Origin of the sequence: Kineococcus deserti, from assembly GCF_050871945.1 — a bacterium.
Taxonomy (GTDB): Bacteria; Actinomycetota; Actinomycetes; order Actinomycetales; family Kineococcaceae; genus Kineococcus.
The window spans coordinates 1-20,441 of the sequence record NZ_JBJLSI010000028.1 but is presented as its reverse complement, the minus strand read 5'-3'; the positions used below and the strand labels follow the sequence as shown (position 1 = coordinate 20,441).

The following is a 20,441-nucleotide window of genomic DNA, read 5'->3' as shown; positions in this document are numbered from 1 at the left end:
CCCGTCGGCCACCGGGGTCCGGCGTCACTTCAGGCCGGAACTGGCCAGCCCGTCGATGACCCGCCGCTGCAGGACGACGAACAGGACCAGCACCGGCGCCATGGCCAGCAGGCTCGCGGCCATCACGACGGGGTAGTCGGTGGTCCGGTCGCTGACCAGGGTCGCCAGGCCCGCCGACAACGGCATGCGCTCGCTGTAGGTCGACACGACCAGCGGCCAGAGCAGTTCGTTCCACGACCACAGCGTCGCGGTGATCGCCAGGACGCTGATGGTGGGCCGGGCCAGCGGCAGCATGACGCGCCAGAACACCTGGAACGGGTTCGCGCCGTCCAGGCGGGCCGCCTCCTCCAGCTCGTCGGGCAGGCCGAGGAAGGCCGTGCGCATGAGGAACGTCCCGAACGCGCTGAACAGGCCCGGCAGGACGAGACCGCCGAGGCTGTCGAGCAGGTCCAGCCGCTGCACGATCTGGTACTGCGAGAGCAGGTACACCTGCGAGGGCACCATGAGGATCGACAGGACGGCCGCGAGCAGCACGTTCTTCCCGCGGAACCGCATCCGGGCGAACGCGTACCCGGCCAGGGTGCAGAACAGGATCTGCGCCAGGACCCGGACGACCGTGATGACCACCGAGGTGCGGAACTGCTCCAGGAACGGCAGCCGCGCGAAGACGTCGGCGTAGTTGCCCCACTGCAGCGACTCCGGCCAGAACGTCGGCGTGACGCTCTGCACCTCCGCGTTCGTCGACAGCGACATGACGACCTGCCACAGGAACGGGAACGCCATCGCGAACGCCCCGAGGCCCAGCACGACGTGCGCCACGGTGTGCGAACCCCGCCGCCGGCGCTGGGCCTTCGCCGTGGCGCGCCGGGCCGCGGCCACGGACGGGCGCCGCTGCTGCGCCAGCTGGTCAACCACCGTGCACCCACCGCCGCTGGAGCCGGAACTGCACGAGGGTGGCCAGCGCCACCAGCGCGAGGACCACCATGGCGGTCGCGGCCGCCAGTCCCTTGTCGTTCTCGACGAAACCGGCCCGGTAGAAGTAGTAGACCAGCGACATGCTGCGCGACAGCGTCGGGTTGGTGCTGCCCAGGATCGCGTAGAGCAGGTCGAACAGCTGGAACCCGGCGATGACGGTCACGACCGTCAGGAACGAGGTGCTGGGGGTGAGCAGCGGCGCGGTGATGGACCGGAACTGCCGCCAGCGGCTCGCCCCGTCCAGCTCCGCCGCCTCGTACAGCTCCGGCGGGATGTTCTTCAGGCCCGCCGACAGCACGATCATCGAGAAGCCCAGGGACGACCACAGGCCGACGACCGCGACGGCCACGATCGCCGCACCCGGGGTGCTGATCCAGTAGGGGCCGTCGATGCCGACGAGGCCGAGCGCCCAGTTGAGGATGCCGAAGTCGCCGTTGAAGATGATGCGCCACACCATCGCCACCGCGGTCGGCATCGCGACGTAGGGCAGGAAGTACAGCACCCGGTACACCGCGGCGAACCGCAGACCGGGCAGGTTCAGCAGGCTCGCCAGGCAGACGGCGAGCGGGATGTTCAGCAGCACGATCGCGGTGTAGAGCAACGTGTTGCCCAGCGACCGGTACAACGTGGGGTCGGTCAGCAGCTCGGCGTAGTTGTCCAGGCCGGAGAACGTCGTGCCGCCGAACACGCCGAACGTCGTGAGGGAGTACCAGGCCGTCTGCGCGATGGGCCACAGGTAGAACACCGCCACGCCCAGCGCCAGCGGCGCCACGAACGCCCACGGCCAGGCCCCGTCCCGGCGCAGCGCGGCCCGGGGGCGCGCGGGGCCGGAACGGGTGGGCGTGGGCGTGGGCGCGGTCGTCTCACTCATCCGCGAGGACCTCGTCCATCTGCTGCGCCAGCTCGGTGGCGACCTCGGCCACGGGGCGGGCGCCGGAGAACGCCTCGGGCAGCAGTTCGGTCTCCAGCGCGTTCCACGCCGCGGTGTTGGCGCTGACGGGCAGCGGCTGGGCGTAGTCGAGGGCGTCGAGGAACACCTGCAGGTCCGCGTTCGGCATCGAGGCGGTGAACGCCTCCTGGGTCCCGGTGAAGGCCGGGATGACCGCTCCGGCGTCGCCGAGCTGCTTCTGCGCGGCCTCGCCCGCGAGGAACACCTGCAGGGCCTGCGCGGCCTGCAGGTTCTTCGAGGAGGCGGCGACGACGTTGGACACGCCGTGGACCACGGTGGCCTGGGCGGCACCGCGCGGCAGCGGCAGCACCGTGACGGTGTCCACCAGGTCGGTGTCGGTCAGCGCGGCCCGGAACCAGCTGCCGCCCCAGTACATCGCCAGCTTGCCGGAGGTGAACCACTGGTCGGCCGTGGTGTCGGTGAGCTGCTGCACCGTCGGCGACCCGCCGGCGGCGATGAGGTCGGCCCAGAACTGCAGCCCCTCCTGGCTCTGCGTGCTCGCGTACCCGGACTTCCCGTCGGCGATGACCTGGCCACCGGCCTCGAGGATGGTGTTGTAGTAGGTCGTCTGCCCGTCCATGCCGCCGGCGGCGCCGAACGCGCCCTCGGCCGCGAGGGCCTGCGACAGGCGCACCGCGGTGTCGGTGAACTCGTCCCACGTCCAGTCCGGCGACGGGACCTCGACACCGGCGCGCTGGAACAGCGCGGTGTTCAGCCAGACGCCGATGGTGTCGAAGTCCTTGGGCACCCCGTACCGGACGTCGTCGAGGCTGTACAGCTCGGTGAGCGCCTCGGGGTAGTTCGCCGGGTCGATGTCCCCGGCGTCGACGGCACCGGTGATCGGGGCGATCTTGCCGTTGGAGGCGTAGAGCTGGAAGTTCGGGCCGTTCATCCAAAACACGTCGGGCAGGGTGTCGCTGGTGGCCTGGGTCTGCAGCTTCGTCCAGTACTCCGAGAACGGGGTGACGTTGACGCTGACCTCGATGTTCGGGAACTGCTCGTTGAACGCCGCGATGTTCTGCTGCAGCGCCTGCACCTGCGTCTGGTCCCACAGGCCGTAGGTGATCCGCGCCTGCAGGTCGGCGTCGGGCGCGGAGTACTCCGCGCTGCCCGCGGCGTCGTCGGCGGAGTCGCCGCACGCCGCGGCGGTGAACAGGGCCCCGAGGCCGGCGGCGGCGCCGGCCAGCGTGGTGCGGCGGGTCGGGCGGAGGGTGAGGTTGCTCATCGGGGAACCCCTTCGGTGGCGGCGGGACGGGAGGCGAAGTGCTGCAGGACGTGCGGGGGCAGTTCGGGAACGCGGCGCGGGGTCGAGCCGGCGCGCAGGGACTCGGCGGCCAGCGCGCCGGTGGCGACGGCCTCGCGGGCGGCGACCGGGGAGACCAGGGTGGGCCCGCCGTCGGCGACGTGGGCCAGGAACTCGGTCATGGTGGCCAGGTCGGCGTCCTCGTGACCGCTGGCGACGCCCTCGATCGGGTACTCGCGGTCGCCGGCGGCGGCGAACTCGTGGCGGCGGTTCCAGACCCGGACGACGCCGCCGGCGGTGTCGCCGAAGTTCTCCAGCCGTCCCTCGGTGCCGATGACGGTGTAGTTGCGCCAGTAGTCGGGGGTGAAGTGGCACTGCTGGTAGCTGGCCAGCACGCCGTTGCCCAGCTGCATGAGCACCATCGAGACGTCCTCGACGTCGACGACGGGGTTGAGCCCGGTCTGGGCGGCCGGCGGCCAGTTGTCCATCGAGAACCAGTCCGGCATCGTCTCGCCGGCGCGTTCGCGCCGGTCCCCGATCGCGCCGTAGACCATCAGGTCGCCCATGCCGACGACCTGCCGGGTGTACCCGCCGGCGAGGTGGTGGACCACGTCGATGTCGTGGCTGGCCTTCTGCAGCAGCAGGGACCCGGTGCGGCGGCGGTCGGCGTGCCAGTCCTTGAAGTAGAAGTCGCCGCCGTGGCCGACGAAGTGGCGCACCCACACGGCCTTGACCTCGCCGATCTCGCCGCGCTCGACGATCCCGCGCATGGTGCGCACCACGGCCGCGTGCCGGAAGTTGTGCCCGACGTACAGCGGCGTGCCGGTCTCGGCCGCGGTGGTGAGCACGCGGTCGGCGTCGGCCAGCGTCGTGGCCAGTGGTTTCTCGAGGTAGACGGCGATCCCGGCGCGCAGCAGGTCCACGGCGATGTCGGCGTGGGTGTGGTCGGGCGTGGTGACCACGGCCGCGTCCACCCCACCGGCGGCCACGAGCGCGGTGTGGTCGGGGTGGACCGCGGCGCCGGGGAAGAACTCCGCGGCACGCGAGCGCCCCTCGGCCGTGGTGTCGGCGACCGCGGTGACGGCCGAACCGGGACGGGCGGTGGGGACGTGGTGGCCGATGACGGAACGGGCACCGGTGCCGATGACGGCGACGCGCAGACCGGACGTGATCACTTCATCTCACCTTTGAGCGAACTTGCCACATTCAGGGTCGGATCGAGCATGAAGTGACAGTAGCCGTCGGAGAAGCTCGCGACCAGACGTCTGCGCAGGACGAAACACGAACGCAACACCGCGGGTCGTGACGCCCTGGTCGGGCGCGTGGGGCGGTCAGCGGGGGTCGACCGCTCCCGCGACGACGACCTCGACGCCGGCCGCCGACAGGTCGGCGCCGATCTCGGCCGGGACGGGCTGGTCGGTGACGAGCACGTCGATCCGCTCCAGCGGGCAGATCCGGGCGAAGGTGGTGCGGCCCAGCTTCGTCGCGTCGGCGGCCACGACGACCCGGGCGGCGGCCGCCGCGATCTGCCGGCTGGCCTCGGCCTCGCCCTCGTGCACGGTGGTGGCACCGAAGCGGCCGGTCAGGCCGTCGACGCCGAGGACGGCCAGGTCGAGGCTGAAGTCGCGCAGCGAGGAGCCGACCAGGGGGCCGACGAGTTCGTAGGACTGGCTGCGCGGGACGCCGCCGGTCACGACGATCTTCACGTGCTCGCGCACGGACAGTTCGTAGGCGATGTTCAGCGCGTTGGTCACGATCGTCACCCCCGCCGCGCCGCCGGTGGATCCGTGCCGTTCGCTGGCCCCCAGGGCGCGCGCCACCTCGGTCGTGGTGGTGCCCCCGTTCAGCCCGACGGCCTCGCCGGGGGCGACCAGGTCGGCCACGGCGCGCGCGATCGCCAGCTTGGCGTCGGCCTGCCGGGCGATCTTGTACTGCAGGGGGAGCTCGTACCCCGAGCCGAGCACGGCGGCCCCGCCGTGGGTGCGGGTGACCAGGCGCTGCTCGGCGAGCAGGTTGAGGTCGCGACGGACGGTGGCGGTGGAGACGCCCAGGGCCTGCGACACCTCGGCGATCGAGACGTTGCCCCGCTCGATGACCAGTTCGAGGACCTGGTTGAGGCGCTGGTGGGCGGTCATGTCCGGCGGCTCCTCGGGACGGGTCTCACAGGATGGCACGACGGGGATTGACGCCGCTGACCATTCTTGCTCAAGATGGAAGGGTATCGATCAGAACCGGTCACACAACGCGCTGTGGTGCGGTGTGTGGCCGCCAGCGGGAAGAAGCCGATGCCCTCCACGTTCGTCGACGCCGAGATCGCCTCCCAGCCGGACGTCTGGCGGCGCGCCGCCGCCCTGGCGCCCACCGTCGCCGACGCCCTGCCCCGCCCGGGCGAACGCGTCGCCGTCGTCGGCTGCGGCACCAGCTGGTTCGTCGCCATGAGCTACGCCGTCCTGCGCGAGCAGGCCGGCCAGGGCCTCACCGACGCCTTCGCCGGCTCGGAGTTCCCGGCCGGCCGCAGCTACGACCGGGTGCTGGCCATCTCCCGTTCGGGGACCACGACCGAGGTGGTCCAGCTGCTCGCCGCCGTCGCCGGCCCGACGACCCTCGTCACGGCCGTGGCCGACAGTCCCGCCGCCGAGCAGGCCGACGCGGTCGTGGCGATGGACTTCGCCGACGAGCGCTCCGTGGTCCAGACCCGGTTCGCCACCAGCGCGCTCACCCTGCTGCGGGCCGCGCTCGCGGCCACCGACCCGGACCTGCTCGACCTCGACGCCCTCGTCGCCGACGGTGCGGCCGCCCTCGAGGTCGAGCTGGACGACCTGCTGGACGCGCAGCAGTGCACCTTCCTCGGCCGCGGCTGGACCGTCGGGCTCGCTCACGAGGCCGGCCTGAAGACCCGCGAGGCCGCCCGGTTCTGGGCCGAGGCCTACCCCGCCATGGACTACCGCCACGGTCCCGTCGCCATCGCCGAGCCCGGACGCCTCGTCTGGGCCTTCGGGGAGGTGCCCACCGGGCTGGCCGACGAGGTCGCCGCCACCGGAGCCCGGTTCGTCACCCACGACCTCGACCCCCAGGCCGCGCTCGTCGTCGCCCAGCGGTTCGCCGTCGCGGTGGCGAGCGCCCGCGGACTCGACGCCGACAACCCCCGCTCGCTCACGCGCTCGGTCATCCTCACGTGAGGCCGGCCGGGCCGGCGGTCGGCGTCGACGTCGGCGGGACCACCGTCAAGGCGCTGCGGCTGGGTGGCGACGGCACGGTCCTCGCCGAACGCCGCGCGTCGACCCCTGTCCCCGACCCCACCGGGGAGGGCGTCGTGGCGACGGTCGCGGCCCTGGCGGCCGGGCTCGGCCACCGCCTGGGCGACCCGGTCGGGATCGCCCTGCCGGGTGTCGTGGACGAGACCGCCGGCACCGCCGTGCACTCGGTGAACCTCGGCTGGCGCGACCTGCCCCTGGCCCGGTCCCTGGCCGACGCCCTCGGTGACGGCGTCGTCGTCAGCCACGACGTGCGCGCCGGGGCCGTCGCCGAGCACCGGACGGGGGCCGCCGTGGGGGCTGCGGGGGTCGTGGCGTTCGTCCCCGTCGGCACCGGCATCGCCGCCGCCGTCCTCGTCGACGGTGCGCCGCTGGTCGCCGGCGGCTGGGCCGGCGAGATCGGGCAGCTCGTCCTGGCCGACGGCCCGTTCGGCGGCCGCCGCGTCGAGGAGGTCGCCTCCGCGGCCGCCACCGCGCGCCGGGCCGGCGCCGCCGGCGCCCGTGAGGTCGCCGCCGCCGTGCGCGCCGGAGACGTCGCCGCGCAGCGCGTCTGGGGTGAGACGGTCGACGTGCTCGGGCAGGCCCTCGCCGGGCTGGTCGCCACCGTGGCCCCCCGCGTCCTCGTCGTCGGCGGCGGGCTGGCCCTGGCCGGCGACCTGCTGCTGCAGCCGCTGGCGCAGCGGCTGCAGCAGTTGCTGCCCGGGCTGCGCCGGCCCGCGCTGGTCGCCGCCGTGCACGGCGACACCGCGGCCGCCCGCGGCGCGGCGATGCTCGCCGCCGACCGCCGCCGGGTGAGCCCGCGGTGACCCCCGTGACCGTGGTGACGCCGAACCCCGCCGTCGACCTCACCTACCGCGTGGACCGGCAGCGGATCGGGCGGACGGTGCGGGTGCGCGAGGTCCTGCGCCGGGCCGGCGGCAAGGGGCTCAACGTCGCCCGCGTCCTGCACACCCTCGGCGTGGAGGTCCTCGCCGTCCAGCCGCTGGGCGGCGGCGCGGGAGCCTGGGTCGCCGGTGAGCTGGCGGCGCAGGGGATCCGCACCGACTCCGTGCCCGTCGAGGGCGAGACCCGCAGCACCGTGACGGTCGTCGACGACGTCGAGCACCCCACGGTGCTCACCGAACCCGGCCCGGTCCTGGACGCCGGCACCTGGGCGGCCTTGTGCGAGCGCGTCCGGATCCGGTGCGCGGCAGGCGGAGTGCTCGTCGTCTCCGGTTCCCTGCCGCCGGGGGCCGGCGCCGGGCAGGTGGCCGGGCTCGTCGCCGCGGGGCACGAGGCCGGCGCGCGCGTGGTCGTCGACGTCAGCGGCCCCGGCCTGCTCGCCGCGGCCGCCGCGGGCGCGGACCTGCTCACGCCCAACGCCGAGGAGGCCCGGGAGGCCACCGGCGCCGCCGACCTCGAGGCGGCGGTGCACCGGCTGCTGGGGGCGGGTGCCCGGGGCGTCGTCGTCTCCCGCGGCACCGCCGGACTGCTGGCCGTCGACGGCCAGGGCCGGTGCGAGCACCCCGCCGTGCCCGGCGTGGCCGGGAACCCCACGGGGGCCGGGGACGCCGCGACCGCGGGCATCGCCGCCGCCTGGGCCCGCCAGGCACCCCCGGAGGTGGCGCTGCGCTGGGCCGCCGTGCTCGGGGCCGCGGCCGTGCTGCGCCCCTCGGCCGGCGAGGTCGATCCCGCGGACCTGCCCGCCCTGGCCGCGCGACTGCCCGGGCTGCCCGCCCCGCTGCAGCCGTTCTCCCTGCCCGTCCCCTGAGAGGTGCCGAAGTGCCCACGCCCACCGAGGTCCTGGCCGACGCCCGCGCCCGTGCGCGCGGTGTCGGCGCCTTCAACGTCGTCCTGCTCGAGCACGCCGAGGCCATCGCCGAGGGCGCCGCCCGCGCCGGAGCCCCCGTCGTCCTGCAGATCAGCCAGAACTGCGTGAAGTACCACGGCGGCGCCGTCGAGCCCCTGCTGCTGGCCACCCTCGCCGTGGCCCGTCGCTGCCCCGTTCCCGCCGTCGTCCACCTCGACCACGCCGACGACGTCGACCTCGTGCACGCCGCCGTCGAGGCCGGGGTCGGCAGCGTCATGTTCGACGGGTCGGCCCTGCCCTACGAGGAGAACGTCCGCCGCACCCGGGAGGTCGTCGGGCACTGCCACGACCGGTCGGTTCCCGTCGAGGCCGAACTCGGCGAGGTCGGCGGCAAGGACGGCGTGCACGCCCCCGGTGCGCGGACGGACCCTGCCGAGGCCGTCGCGTTCGTCGCGGCCACGGGGGTCGACAGCCTCGCCGTCGCCGTGGGAAGTTCCCACGCCATGACCGAACGCGTCGCCACGCTCGACCTCGGCCTGGTCGCCGAGCTCGCGGCGGCCGTTCCCGTTCCCCTGGTGCTGCACGGGTCGTCGGGGGTTCCCGACGACCAGCTGGCCGCGGCCGTCCGCGCCGGCGTGACCAAGGTGAACATCTCCACCCACCTCAACGGGTTGTTCACCCGCGTCGTCCGCGAACGGCTGCAGGCCGATCCCGCGCTCGTCGACCCCCGCAGGTACGTCGCACCGGCCCGCGAGGCCGTGGCCGTCGAGGTCGAGCGGCTGCTGCGGCTGCTGGGGCAGGCGTGAACGACGTGCAGCGGGTGCGCGCCGCGCTGGCCGCCGACACCGTGACCGACCCCGGGATCCCCGTCGACCGGGTGGTCGAGGCGCTGGAGGAACTGCGACCCGAGGTCCTCGCGCGGTTCGGCGAGCTGGGTTTCGACGAGACCGTCGCGCAGGAGACCCTCGCCGACGTCGCGCGCAAGGTGGAGTTCTACGGGACGGCCGAGGCCGCCGGCCCCGACGTCGGGATCGGCGCCGGCTGGCTGCTGAGGCTGGCCCGCGCCGACGTCGTCGCCCTGGGGCGGCTGCAGTTCGAGCGGGTTCCCCGCCCCGACGGCCGGGCCGTGCACGTGCCCGAGGCGGGGCCGCTGGACCCGGCCGCGGTGGACGACTCGCTGGCCCGGGCCGTGGAGGTGTTCGGCGAGGGGGAGTTCACGTGCACGACGTGGCTGCTCGACCCGCTGCTGCCGCCGGCGCTGGGGGAGGGCAGCCGCATCACGGGTTTCGCACGGCGGTTCGAGGTCGGGGCCGTCGAGCGTGGCGACCACGGCGACCGGGCGGCGGCGAAGTTCGTCTTCCGCCGCACGGTCGCGGAGGTGCTGGATCCGGTTGCGGTGCACCCGAGGACACGGCTGGAGCGGTGCGTCGCGGAGCACCTGCGCGCCGGGGGGCACTGGTCCGAACCCCGGGGTGCGCTGCGGCGCTGAGGCTCGCCCCGCCCTCCCCGGCGATCAAGGATTCGAACCCGACGATCAAGGATTCGAACCCCTCCGCGAATCCTTGATCGTCAGCGTTGAGTCCTTGATCGCCGGGAAGGGTGGGGGCGGGGCGGCCCGGCCGGTCCCGCCTCGGACCGGGGCCCGTCGGCGTCCGCGGAAACCGGTGCCCGGCCAGCCCGTGCGCGGCGAGCCACCTACGCTGAACGGCGTGGAACTGCACCCGATGCGCTGGTGGCACGTGGCCGACGTGCACGCCCTCGAGGCCGACCTGTTCGGCCGGACGGCCTGGTCGGTCGAGGCCTTCTGGGGTGAACTGGCCCAGCCCAACCGCAGGTTCCTCGTCGCCCTCGAGGGCGGGCGCGTCGTGGGCTACGGCGGGATCGTGGTCACCGGGGCCGACGCCGACGTGCAGACCATCGGCGTGGCCCGCGAGCAGCAGGGCCGCGGGACGGGGCGGACCCTGCTGCGGGCGTTGCGCGCGCAGGCCCACGGGGCCGGTGCCACCCACCTGCTGCTGGAGGTCCGCGCCGACAACCTGCCCGCGCAGAACCTCTACCGCAGCGAGGGTTTCGAGCAGATCGCCCGCCGGGCCCGGTACTACCAGCCCGACGACGTCGACGCGCTGATCATGCGGGCCGGCCTCACGGCGTGAGGGGCTCGACGAACAGGACGCTCTGCCGGCCCCGCACCCGGGTCAGCACGATCGTCGCCGGCCGGGAACCCTTGAGCGCCAGCTGCCGGCGCAACTGGTCCGGGTCCACGGCCGTGCCCCGTTTCTTGACCGTCAGCGGTCCCACGTCCATCGCCCGCAACCGCGCCTTGAGGGTCTTCAACCCGAAGGGCGCGACGTCCAGCACCCGGAACGGGCGCGCGAACGGCGAACGCGCGGGGGAGTCCGTCGTCACGTAGGCGATCGTCTCGTCGACCAGCCGGCCGTCCAGGTCCGCCGCGACGCGCCCCACGAGCCCGGCGCGGATGACCGCGCCGTCGGGTTCGTGCAGGAAACCACCGACCTCGCCGACGGCGGCCCCGGGCAGGTCCACCGAGTCCAGGTCGAAGACCTCCGCGCCCCGCACCACCCGCGCGCTGCGCGACACCCCCCGCCGGGCCAGCGGTCCGCACCACAGCGCGCACTCGACGACCTCGCCGTCGACCGAGGTCCACTGCGCCTCCGCGGCGGCGGGGACCAGGTCGTGCGGCAGGCCGGGGGCGAGCTTGGCGCCCGTCGCCGGGACACGCGCGGCCGTGGCCAGCACGAAGGACAGCGGGGGAGAGGTGGCCTCGGGGTCGAACACGCGCCGTCCGCCGCTGGTGCGGCGCGCGGGGTCGAACCACGCCCCGTCCGCGGTCGACAGCTCCTCGACGATCCCCGCCGTCACGTCCTCGCAGCGCACGGGGACGCCCAGGTTGTGGGAGGCGACCGCGGCGGTGACGGGGTCGGCGTCGACGGGCAGGACGTCCAGGCCCGCGTCGAGGAAGGCCAGGGAGTCCGCGCCCACCCCGCAGCCCAGGTCGGCCACCCGGCGCACGCCGGCGGCGCTGAACCGCCGCGCGTGCTCGGCGGCCACCACCGCGCGCGTCGCCTGCTCGGCGCCGGCCGCGGTGAACAGCAGGTCGTGGGCCCGCGGCCCGAACTTGGCCGCCGCCCTGGCCCGCAACCGCGACTGGGTCGTGGCCAGCGCGGCCAGGGCCGGGTCGTGCCCGGCACGGCGCAACCGGGTGGCCAGCGCCACGGGGTCCTCGGCGGCCGTGCCGGTGAGCTCGGCCAGCAGGGCGCGGCCCGCCGGCGACGTCAGCGCCTCGACGTCGGTGGTGTTCACCCGGACGATGCTGCCAGGAGGTGTGGATCTCTGGCACTCGGCATCCGTGAGTGCTAACGTCTCGCGCAGCGTCGGTGGCACTCCTCACGGGGGAGTGCCAACCGGGCAGCGGCCGCCGGCACCCGCGACGACGGACGTCCGCTCCCACCGACCGTCCCGTACGCCAGTTCGCTGAAGCAGAAGGGGAGGGCCGCACCAGTGTCGGTCTCCATCACTCCGCTCGAGGACCGCATCGTCGTCAAGCCGCTCGACGCGGAGCAGACGACCGCTTCCGGTCTCGTCATCCCGGACACCGCCAAGGAGAAGCCCCAGGAGGGCGAGGTCCTGGCCGTCGGCCCCGGCCGCGTGGACGACAACGGCAACCGCGTCCCGGTCGACGTCGCCGTGGGCGACAAGGTCATCTACTCCAAGTACGGCGGCACCGAGGTCAAGTACGGCGGCGACGAGCTGCTGATCCTCTCGGCGCGCGACGTGCTCGCCAAGGTCGCCAAGTAAGCGGCACGAGGTTCTGACGCCCCGGGGGCGCCCGGTCACCGGGCCCCCGGGGCGTTCCTCGTTGTGCTGAACACGAAGGGAAGAAGTACTCATGGCCAAGCAGCTGTCGTTCGACGACACCGCCCGCAAGTCGCTGGAGCGTGGCGTCGACGCCCTCGCCAACGCCGTCAAGGTCACCCTCGGCCCCAAGGGCCGCAACGTCGTGATCGACAAGAAGTGGGGTGCGCCGACGATCACGAACGACGGCGTCACGATCGCCCGCGAGGTCGAGCTCGAGGACCCGTACGAGAACCTCGGCGCCCAGCTCGCCAAGGAGGTCGCCACCAAGACCAACGACGTCGCCGGTGACGGCACCACCACCGCGACCGTCCTGGCCCAGGCCCTGGTCAAGGAAGGCCTGCGCAACGTCGCGGCCGGCGCGGCCCCCTCGGGTCTGAAGCGCGGCATCGACGCGGCCGTCGAGGCCGTCAACGACCAGCTGCTGAAGCTGGCCCGCGACGTCGACGGCAAGGGCGACATCGCGCACGTCGCGACGATCTCCGCCCAGGACCCGACCGTCGGCGAACTGCTCGCCGACGCGTTCGACAAGGTCGGCAAGGACGGTGTCATCACGGTCGAGGAGTCCTCCACGACCGCGCTGGAGCTGGACTTCACCGAGGGCATGCAGTTCGACAAGGGCTACATCTCGCCCTACTTCGTCACCGACGCCGAGCGTCAGGAAGCGGTTCTCGAGGACGCCTACGTGCTCGTGCACCAGGGCAAGATCTCGACGGTCCAGGACCTGCTGCCGCTGCTGGAGAAGGTCCTCAAGACCTCCAAGCCGCTGCTGATCATCGCCGAGGACGTCGACGGCGAGGCGCTGTCGACCCTGGTCGTCAACAAGATCCGCGGCACCTTCAACGCCGTCGCGGTGAAGGCCCCCGGCTTCGGCGACCGCCGCAAGGCGATCCTGCAGGACATCGCCACCCTCACCGGCGCGCAGGTCGTCGCCGAGGAGGTCGGCCTCAAGCTCGACCAGGTCGACCTCGACGCGCTGGGCACCGCCCGCCGCATCACGGTCACCAAGGACGACACCACGATCGTCGACGGCGCCGGCTCGGCCGACGACATCGCCGGCCGCGTCGCCCAGATCAAGGCCGAGGTCGAGCGCACCGACTCCGACTGGGACCGCGAGAAGCTCCAGGAGCGCCTCGCCAAGCTGTCCGGTGGCGTCGTCGTCATCAAGGTCGGCGCGCACACCGAGGTCGAGCTCAAGGAGAAGAAGCACCGCATCGAGGACGCCGTCTCCGCGACGCGCGCCGCGATCGAGGAGGGCATCGTCGCCGGCGGCGGCACCGCCCTGGTGCACGCCGTCTCCGTGCTCGAGGGCAACCTGGGCAAGAGCGGCGACGAGGCGACCGGTGTCGCCCTCGTCCGCAAGGCGGCCTCCGAGCCGCTGCGCTGGATCGCCGAGAACGCCGGCCTCGAGGGCTACGTCGTGGTCGAGAAGGTCCGCTCGCTCGAGCCGGGCAACGGCCTGAACGCCGCCACCGGCGAGTACGTCGACCTGCTGGCCGGCGGTGTCCTCGACCCGGTCAAGGTCACCCGGTCCGCGCTGCGCAACGCCGCCTCGATCGCGTCGATGGTCCTGACCACCGACACCCTCGTCGTGGACAAGAAGGAGGAGGAGCCCGCCGCCGCGGGTCACGGTCACGGCCACGGCCACTGATCGCCCCTCCTGACACGGCGAAGGGCCCGGCTCCCCTCGGGGAGCCGGGCCCTTTCGCGTCCATCACACGGTCCGTGCGCCGCACCACACCGCGCACGGGGGTGGAACCGCAGGTGGTCAGCCGGCGACGCGCAGACCCCCACGACGACGCTCGGTCGCGTAGATCGCCTCACGGTCGTCCTCGGTCAGGCCGCCCCAGACGCCGTACGGCTCACGCACCTTCAGCGCGTGCTTGCGGCACTGCTCCAGGACGGGGCAGCCGGCGCAGATGGCCTGCGCGGCCGCGTCGCGGTTGCGGCGGGCGGGGCCGCGCTCACCCTCGGGGTGGAAGAAGAGGTTCGGGTCGGCCTCGCGGCAGGAGCCGTCGAGCTGCCACTCCCAGATGTCGGCGACGGGTCCGGGGAGGCGGGAGATCTCGGCCATGGTGCGCTCCTTGCGGGAGGGGGGATCTTGCTGACTGCCCCGAAGCTACAACCGAGTCAGAAGTTGTTCAAGTACCTGTGGCGAACTTGTTCACGATCTTCGTCCACGGGCCACGACCGCGTCGGAGCTCCCTGGACCTCCGGTGGGCGCCTCGCTGAACAACCTGCTGAACCACACGTGAACAACATGCAGAACGTCGGCGTCTCCGCGCGCTGAACAACGCCGACCCTCCGGCGAACAAGTCTGAACAACTTCTGGCGCGGTGGCGAGTGGCGCCGCAGGACCCCTCTTGGGACACTCGACGCATGTCGACCGCTGCCGATGCCGCCGCCGGGCGGGGGGCCCCCGTGCCGCCCACGCCGCGGATGACGCTGACCGTGGCCGCGGTCGCCCGCCGTCTCGGGGTGGCCCCCGCCACCCTGCGCACCTGGGACCGCCGCTACGGCCTGGGACCGTCCGAGCACACCGCCGGAGCGCACCGCCGCTACAGCTCCAGCGACCTCGCACGCCTGGTCGTCATGCGGCGCCTCACCCTCGAAGGGGTGTCCCCGGCCGAGGCGGCGCAGATCGCCGCGACCACCGCCGTCGCCGACGGCGGGTTCGCGCTGGCCAGCGTCTCGACCATCCCCGCGGCCGTCATCGAGGCCGCCGTCACCGACGCGGCCGCCATCGCCGGCCCCACGTCGGGACTGCTCGCCCCCACGCCGGGGGTCCCGCTGGACGCGGCTCCCGACGCCGTCCTCGACGGCGCGCTGACCGTGCCCGACCCCTCGCAGGACGAGTCCGAGGACGCCGAGAGCCGTCCGGCCGCCGGCCACGACGGCCACCACGGCTACGAGCAGGACGAGAGCGCCGACTGGGCCGTCGCCAGCCTCGCCGACCGCTTCGCCGAGGAGATCCGCAGCCGTGGAGTGGCCCCGGCCTGGGACGCCGTCCTCGGGCCCGCGCTGGCCACCCGGGACGCGGCGATGCACGCCGCCGTCGCCCGGGCGCTGTCGACGCTGCCGGTGGCCATCGGCGAACGGTCGGTCCTGCTGGCCAGCGCCAGCCACCCCGCCGACCGGACCCCGGTCCTGCTGGCCGCAGCCGCGGCCCTGGCCGAGCACGGCGCCGGCGCACGCAGCGTCGGCGACGGCGTGCCGGTGCGCATGCTCGTCGCGGCCGTCCGCCGGATCCGCCCCCCGGCGGTGCTGGTGCACGGCGCGGGCGACGGCGCCCTGCCCGAAGGGCTCGAGGCGCTCCTGCGGGTGCGTCCGGCCCCGCTGGTCGTCCTCACCGGCCCCGGCTGGCCGCAGGACGTGACGACCCGGCTGCCCGGCACCGTGCACGCCGCCGGCCTCGAGGAAGCCGTCGCGCAGTGCCTGGACGCCGTCGGCGCCTAGGGACCGGCGCCCACCGGCCGGCGCCCGGTGACCGGTCGCGCAATAGCACGGAGCGCCGTGTGATCGCCACCAGATGCGCACTTCCCCCTCAGGTGCGGCCGGTCGCGTGCCGACAACTCTCTTCGTGGCCGCACCCGACGTGCGCCGCAGCGAGGCCACGGATGGCCGCGCTCCACCCCACAGGGAAGAGGTTTGTGGTGGCAACGGTACTGGTCTGCGATGACCTTCCGCTGGCCCGCGAGGCCATGCGACGCATGGTGGCGGCCGTCCCGGGCGTGACCCGCGTCGTGGGTGCGAGCTCGGGCGAAGAGGCGCTCCAGCGCTGGCCCGTCGAGCGGCCCTCGCTCGTCATCATGGATGTCCGGATGCCGGGCATCGGTGGCGTGGAGGCGGCCCGCCGTCTCCTGGCGCGCCACCCGGAGGCGAACGTCCTCATGGCCACGATGGCCGAGGACGGCGACGGGGTGGCCCGCGCGGTCGCCGCCGGCGCTCGCGGTTACCTCGTCAAGGACGTCTCGCGCGAGGAGCTCGCCACGGCGGTGCTCCAGGCGCTGCAGGACGTCAGCCGTCGTCGTGGCGGCAACCGCACGCGTGCGGTGCTCACGGGCCGGGCGCCCGTGCTCACCGAGCGCGAGCAGCAGGTGCTCGTCGGCATGAGCCGCGGGCGCAGCAACGCCGAGATCGGCCGGGAGCTGTTCCTGTCCGAGGACACGGTGAAGACGCACGCCCGCCGGCTCTTCCGCAAACTGGAGGCAGCCGACCGTGCGCAGGCAGTGGCTGTGGGATTCCGTTGGGGTCTCGTACGGTAGGCAGGTGAGCCCCGGGGGCGACGAGCCGGTCGACGCACGTGCCGGCGGCCGGCCCGATGCAGAGAGCGGACGGCGGGACGTCGGTCCCGCCGTCGCGCCCGCCGTTCCCCGGACAGGTCCCCCGCCGGCCAGGCACGACGACGTGGACCCGTCGGGGGAGCCCTCCGACGAGGCCGCCGACGAGGCCGCCGACGAGGCCGCCGACGACTCCGCCGACGACTCCGCCGACGACTCCGCCGACGACTTCGCGGACGAGCGCCCCGACGAGGCCGGGGAGCGGGAGGGCCTCTCGGAAACCACTTCGGCACAGGGTGTAACGCCCGGCAGGACCCGGCCGATGAACAGCACGGATGCCGGGGGGCTCCAGGAACTGGCGGCGCGTGCCCTGTCGGGGGAACAGGGCGCCGTCGCCGACCTCCTGGCAGCGGTGCGCCGCCTCGTCCACCGCTACTGCCGAGCGAAGCTCGGGCGCCTGCCCGGAGCTGATCACGCCGCCGAAGACGCGGCACAGGAGGTCTGCATCGCCGTGTTGACGGCTCTGCCCCGCTACAAGGACACCGGGCGCCCGTTCGAGGCGTTCGTGTACCGCATCGCGGCCAACAAGGTCGCCGATGCCCAGCGGGCCTCCTACCGTGCGCCGGTCCCGACCGACGACGTCCCCGACGCCGCCACGGCCGAACCCGGCCCCGAGCAGCTCGCCCTCGACGCCTTCGACGCCGAGACCGTGGGGCGGCTCCTGGACACCCTGCCGCCCAAGCTGCGCGAGATCATCACGTTGCGGGTCGGGGCGGGCATGTCCGCCGAGGAGACCGGTCGCGCCCTCGACATGACCGCCGGTGCGGTGCGCGTCGCCCAGCACCGGGCGATGCAGAAGCTGCGCAAGACGGCCCTGGAAGACGTCTCCCTGCAGGTCGCGCCATGACGAACGGCGGCAACGGGAACGGTCGCGACGGCAAGCGCGGCCACCTGCGCGACGGGCACCTGCGCGGTGCCGCGAGCGTGACGAGCACGGGAACGACCACAGGCCCGGACGAGCAGGGAGGGGAGGACGTGAACGACAACTCGTTCTCGGTGCCCGAGCTGCTGGCCACCGACGCCCTCCTGGACCGCCTCGGCCGGCACGAGGCGACCGACGCCGACCTGCGCGACGCCGTCGCCCGCTTCCTCGACTCCTACGCCCTGCACGCCGACCCCGAGACGGCCGGCGTCCGGCCCGTCGAACTGCCCGACCTCGACGGCGTCGGCGTGGGCGGCGACGCCGACCCGGCCACGCCGGCCCCCGCGTCCGCCCCGCGCGTCCTGCTGGCCCACCGCCGCACGCTGCAGCGCGTGGGCCGGGGAACCGTCGCGGCCGCGGCCGTTCTGGCCCTGCTGGGCGGGACCGCCGCCGCGGCGGCCACCGGCACCGGTCCGCTCGGCGGCCGCGACGGTCAGGTCGCGGCCTCCTTCGCCGCCCAGCTGCCCGGCTGGTTCCCCGACACCGTCTTCCGGGCCTTCGCGGGAACTCCCGAGGAGCGCGTGAAGCGTGAACTGGACCAGGCCCTGCGGGAGGCCGAGGCGGGCCGCAGCGAGTACGCGGCTGCCCGGCTGAAGAACCTGCAGAAGCAGCTCGGCGACGCCGACGTCGACGCCGACCTCGCCGACTCCGTGCGTCGGACGCTCGCCGACTCCGTGCGTCAGACGCTCGCCGACATCGAGGCCGACGGGCTCGTCGGGCAGGCCACCGGCCCGACCGGCACCCCGACCACCTCGCCCTCGGGCACCACCGCGTCCCCGACGGGCAAGCTGGCCGACGTCGCCACCCCCACGACGGCGCCGAGCCCGAGCACCGTCCCGACCTGGGCCCCGCCGATGAGGACGGGCCGGACGACCGGGACGGAACCGGCCACGACCTCGCCGGCCACTCCGGTCGCCCCGTCCTCGCCGGCCCCGACGCCCGGCGCCACGGGTGGGTCGACGGGTGGCTCGACGGGTCCGGCCACGTCCCCGGGGCGTCCGGCCACGTCCCCGGTCGTTCCGGTCGTCCCCCCGGCCGAGGGGCCCACGACCGGACCGACCAGCCCGTCCACGCCGACGGAGGGGCAGCCGTCGACGACGCCGACCACGCCGACCACGCCGACCACGCCGACGACGCCCACGACGCCCACGACGTCGACACCGACGACCACCGGTCCCGCGGAGCCGACGGACACCGGGACGCCGCCGGCCGAGCCGGTGCCGCCGGCCGCATCCGTGCCCCCGGCCGAACCCGCGCCGACCACCGCGCCCGTGGAGCCGACGACGGAACCGGCGCCCGGCGAGACCCTCCCGGGTGCCGTCGTCGAGGAACCCGTCGCCAGCGTGCCGGTCGGGGTCGTCACCCCGGAGCTGCCGGTCGTCGAACCGTCCCCGAGCGCGGGCGTCGAACCCACCCCGGCCGCCACCGAGCCGTCCGAGGAGACCCCTGCCGGGTCGTAGCATCGTCAGGGTGAGAGTGGAGAACCCCGAGACGTCCGGAAACGACCCCTTCGGCTTCGTGGGCCTGACCTACGACGACGTGCTGCTGCTGCCCGGCGAGTCCGACGTCATCCCCTCCGAGGTCGACACCTCGAGCCGGGTGTCCAAGCGGGTCAGCCTGCGGATCCCGCTGCTGAGCTCGGCCATGGACACCGTCACCGAGTCCCGGATGGCCATCGCCATGGCCCGTCAGGGTGGTCTGGGGGTGTTGCACCGCAACCTCTCCGCCGAGGAGCAGGCCGTCCAGGTCGACCTGGTGAAGCGTTCGGAGTCGGGCATGGTCACCCAGCCGGTGACCACGACGCCGGACGCCACCCTCGCCGACGTCGACGCCCTCTGCGGCCGCTACCGCATCTCCGGGGTTCCCGTCGTCGACCCCGACGGCACGCTCGTGGGCATCGTCACCAACCGCGACCTGCGTTTCGAGAGCGACTTCTCCCGCCCCGTGCGCGAGGTCATGACCAAGGCGCCGCTGGTCACCGCCCCCGTCGGCATCTCCGCCGACGACGCCGTGCAGCTGCTGCGTCAGCACAAGATCGAGAAGCTCCCGATCGTCGACGCGGCGGGCCGGCTCACCGGGCTCATCACCGTCAAGGACTACGTCAAGTCCGAGCAGTACCCGCTGGCCACCAAGGACGACAACGGCCGGCTGCGGGTGGCCGCCGCCATCGGCATCTTCGAGGACGCCTGGAAGCGCGCCATGGGCCTGGTCGAGGCCGGGGTGGACGTCCTGGTCGTCGACATGGCGCACGGGCACTCCCGCGCGGTGCTGGAGATGATCTCCCGCCTGAAGAACGACAGCGCCGCCGCGCACGTCGACGTCGTCGGCGGCAACGTCGCGACCCGGGCCGCCGCGCAGGCCCTCGTCGACGCCGGGGTGGACGGCATCAAGGTCGGCGTCGGGCCGGGCTCGATCTGCACCACCCGCGTCGTCGCCGGGGTCGGCGTCCCGCAGGTCACGGCCATCTACGAGGCCTCCCGCGCGGCCAAGCCCGCGGGCGTGCCGGTCATCGGCGACGGCGGGCTGCAGTACTCCGGCGACATCGCCAAGGCCCTGGTCGCCGGCGCCGACACCGTGATGCTCGGGTCGCTGCTGGCCGGCTGCGACGAGAGCCCCGGCGACCTGGTGTTCATCAACGGCAAGCAGTTCAAGAGCTACCGCGGCATGGGCTCCCTGGGCGCCCAGCAGACCCGCCAGGGCGGCCGGTCGTTCTCCAAGGACCGCTACTTCCAGAACGACGTCGCCTCCGACGACCGGTTCGTGCCCGAGGGCGTGGAGGGCCAGGTGCCCTACCGCGGCCCGCTGGGAGCCGTCGCCCACCAGCTCGTCGGCGGGCTGCGGCAGTCGATGTTCTACTCCGGCGCCCGCTCGGTGCCGGAGCTGCAGGCGAACGGCAAGTTCGTCCGGATCACCGCGGCGGGGCTGAAGGAGTCGCACCCGCACGACATCCAGATGACCGTCGAGGCGCCCAACTACAGCGGCCGGTGAGCCGGGGGGCCCCCCGCCACGCCCGGCGCGGGGCCCCCCAACGCTTGCCACTGGCCGTGTGTGAGATACACATCCGCCCCCGCAAACCGGGGCGACCCGCCTACAGCT

General features: G+C 74.0%; 20 protein-coding genes. 13 read left to right on the top strand and 7 right to left on the bottom strand.

Annotated features, from left to right (window positions below):
* Positions 1–24: 24 nt before the first annotated feature.
* The 5 genes from ACRYR2_RS18665 to ACRYR2_RS18645 form a co-directional block, all read right to left on the bottom strand.
* Positions 25–915, bottom strand: a complete 891-nt coding sequence (locus ACRYR2_RS18665) for a carbohydrate ABC transporter permease (RefSeq protein ID WP_432564398.1) — start codon at positions 913–915, stop codon at positions 25–27.
* The gene (locus ACRYR2_RS18660) at positions 908–1,846 is read right to left on the bottom strand and encodes a carbohydrate ABC transporter permease (RefSeq protein WP_432564397.1); all 939 of its coding nucleotides are present in this window, start codon (positions 1,844–1,846) and stop codon (positions 908–910) included. Before ACRYR2_RS18660 ends, ACRYR2_RS18665 begins: the two co-directional genes overlap by 8 nt.
* On the bottom strand, positions 1,839–3,149 hold the full coding sequence (locus tag ACRYR2_RS18655) for an ABC transporter substrate-binding protein (RefSeq protein WP_432564396.1): 1,311 nt from the start codon (positions 3,147–3,149) through the stop codon (positions 1,839–1,841). The genes ACRYR2_RS18660 and ACRYR2_RS18655 overlap by 8 nt, the downstream gene beginning before the upstream one ends.
* Entirely contained in the window at positions 3,146–4,342 is a 1,197-nt protein-coding gene (locus tag ACRYR2_RS18650; RefSeq protein ID WP_432564395.1) for a Gfo/Idh/MocA family protein, read from the bottom strand. The genes ACRYR2_RS18655 and ACRYR2_RS18650 overlap by 4 nt, the downstream gene beginning before the upstream one ends.
* A 156-nt stretch (positions 4,343–4,498) precedes the next feature.
* Positions 4,499–5,302, bottom strand: coding sequence for a DeoR/GlpR family DNA-binding transcription regulator (locus ACRYR2_RS18645; RefSeq protein WP_432564394.1), 804 nt, complete (start codon positions 5,300–5,302; stop codon positions 4,499–4,501).
* A 150-nt stretch (positions 5,303–5,452) separates the two neighbouring features.
* On the opposite strand from ACRYR2_RS18645, the gene ACRYR2_RS18640 reads away from it, so the two are divergent.
* The 6 genes from ACRYR2_RS18640 (at position 5,453) to rimI (ending at position 10,363) form a co-directional block, all read left to right on the top strand.
* The gene (locus ACRYR2_RS18640) at positions 5,453–6,346 is read left to right on the top strand and encodes an SIS domain-containing protein (protein ID WP_432564393.1); all 894 of its coding nucleotides are present in this window, start codon (positions 5,453–5,455) and stop codon (positions 6,344–6,346) included.
* Positions 6,343–7,227 (top strand): ROK family protein, encoded by an 885-nt coding sequence (locus ACRYR2_RS18635; protein ID WP_432564392.1) that lies wholly within the window; start codon positions 6,343–6,345, stop codon positions 7,225–7,227. Before ACRYR2_RS18640 ends, ACRYR2_RS18635 begins: the two co-directional genes overlap by 4 nt.
* Positions 7,224–8,171 carry a 1-phosphofructokinase family hexose kinase gene (locus tag ACRYR2_RS18630; protein ID WP_432564391.1) on the top strand — a complete coding sequence of 316 codons (948 nt, stop codon included), beginning with the start codon at positions 7,224–7,226 and terminating at the stop codon, positions 8,169–8,171. Before ACRYR2_RS18635 ends, ACRYR2_RS18630 begins: the two co-directional genes overlap by 4 nt.
* 11 nt (positions 8,172–8,182) lie before the next feature.
* The gene (locus ACRYR2_RS18625) at positions 8,183–9,016 is read left to right on the top strand and encodes a class II fructose-bisphosphate aldolase (RefSeq protein WP_432564390.1); all 834 of its coding nucleotides are present in this window, start codon (positions 8,183–8,185) and stop codon (positions 9,014–9,016) included.
* Positions 9,013–9,699, top strand: coding sequence for a hypothetical protein (locus tag ACRYR2_RS18620; RefSeq protein WP_432564389.1), 687 nt, complete (start codon positions 9,013–9,015; stop codon positions 9,697–9,699). The genes ACRYR2_RS18625 and ACRYR2_RS18620 overlap by 4 nt, the downstream gene beginning before the upstream one ends.
* Before the next feature lie 220 nt (positions 9,700–9,919).
* A complete protein-coding gene (rimI, locus tag ACRYR2_RS18615) occupies positions 9,920–10,363 on the top strand; it encodes a ribosomal protein S18-alanine N-acetyltransferase (protein WP_432564388.1) in 444 nt (147 codons plus the stop codon).
* Here the strand turns inward: rimI and ACRYR2_RS18610 are convergent.
* Positions 10,353–11,531 carry a class I SAM-dependent methyltransferase gene (locus ACRYR2_RS18610; RefSeq protein WP_432564387.1) on the bottom strand — a complete coding sequence of 393 codons (1,179 nt, stop codon included), beginning with the start codon at positions 11,529–11,531 and terminating at the stop codon, positions 10,353–10,355. The genes rimI and ACRYR2_RS18610 overlap by 11 nt on opposite strands.
* Positions 11,532–11,729: 198 nt before the next feature.
* Between ACRYR2_RS18610 and groES the strand changes: the two genes are divergently transcribed.
* The gene (gene groES / locus ACRYR2_RS18605; RefSeq protein ID WP_012084928.1) at positions 11,730–12,026 is read left to right on the top strand and encodes a co-chaperone GroES; all 297 of its coding nucleotides are present in this window, start codon (positions 11,730–11,732) and stop codon (positions 12,024–12,026) included.
* 91 nt (positions 12,027–12,117) lie between these two features.
* Entirely contained in the window at positions 12,118–13,734 is a 1,617-nt protein-coding gene (groL, locus tag ACRYR2_RS18600; protein WP_432564386.1) for a chaperonin GroEL, read from the top strand.
* A 117-nt stretch (positions 13,735–13,851) separates the two neighbouring features.
* Here the strand turns inward: groL and ACRYR2_RS18595 are convergent, their stop codons facing one another.
* Positions 13,852–14,157, bottom strand: coding sequence for a WhiB family transcriptional regulator (locus tag ACRYR2_RS18595; RefSeq protein ID WP_432564385.1), 306 nt, complete (start codon positions 14,155–14,157; stop codon positions 13,852–13,854).
* 365 nt (positions 14,158–14,522) lie between these two features.
* On the opposite strand from ACRYR2_RS18595, the gene ACRYR2_RS18590 reads away from it, so the two are divergent.
* From ACRYR2_RS18590 to guaB, 5 genes are all read left to right on the top strand, one after another.
* Entirely contained in the window at positions 14,523–15,539 is a 1,017-nt protein-coding gene (locus tag ACRYR2_RS18590) for a MerR family transcriptional regulator (protein ID WP_432564437.1), read from the top strand.
* 197 nt (positions 15,540–15,736) lie between these two features.
* A complete protein-coding gene (locus ACRYR2_RS18585; RefSeq protein WP_179750673.1) occupies positions 15,737–16,348 on the top strand; it encodes a response regulator transcription factor in 612 nt (203 codons plus the stop codon).
* 142 nt (positions 16,349–16,490) lie between these two features.
* Positions 16,491–17,270, top strand: a complete 780-nt coding sequence (gene shbA / locus ACRYR2_RS18580; protein WP_432564384.1) for an RNA polymerase sigma factor ShbA — start codon at positions 16,491–16,493, stop codon at positions 17,268–17,270.
* Positions 17,267–18,805: a hypothetical protein gene (locus ACRYR2_RS18575; protein WP_432564383.1), complete on the top strand. Its 1,539-nt coding sequence runs from the start codon at positions 17,267–17,269 to the stop codon at positions 18,803–18,805. The genes shbA and ACRYR2_RS18575 overlap by 4 nt, the downstream gene beginning before the upstream one ends.
* A 10-nt stretch (positions 18,806–18,815) precedes the next feature.
* Positions 18,816–20,333, top strand: a complete 1,518-nt coding sequence (gene guaB / locus ACRYR2_RS18570) for an IMP dehydrogenase (protein ID WP_432564382.1) — start codon at positions 18,816–18,818, stop codon at positions 20,331–20,333.
* The last annotated feature ends 108 nt before the right edge of the window (positions 20,334–20,441 follow it).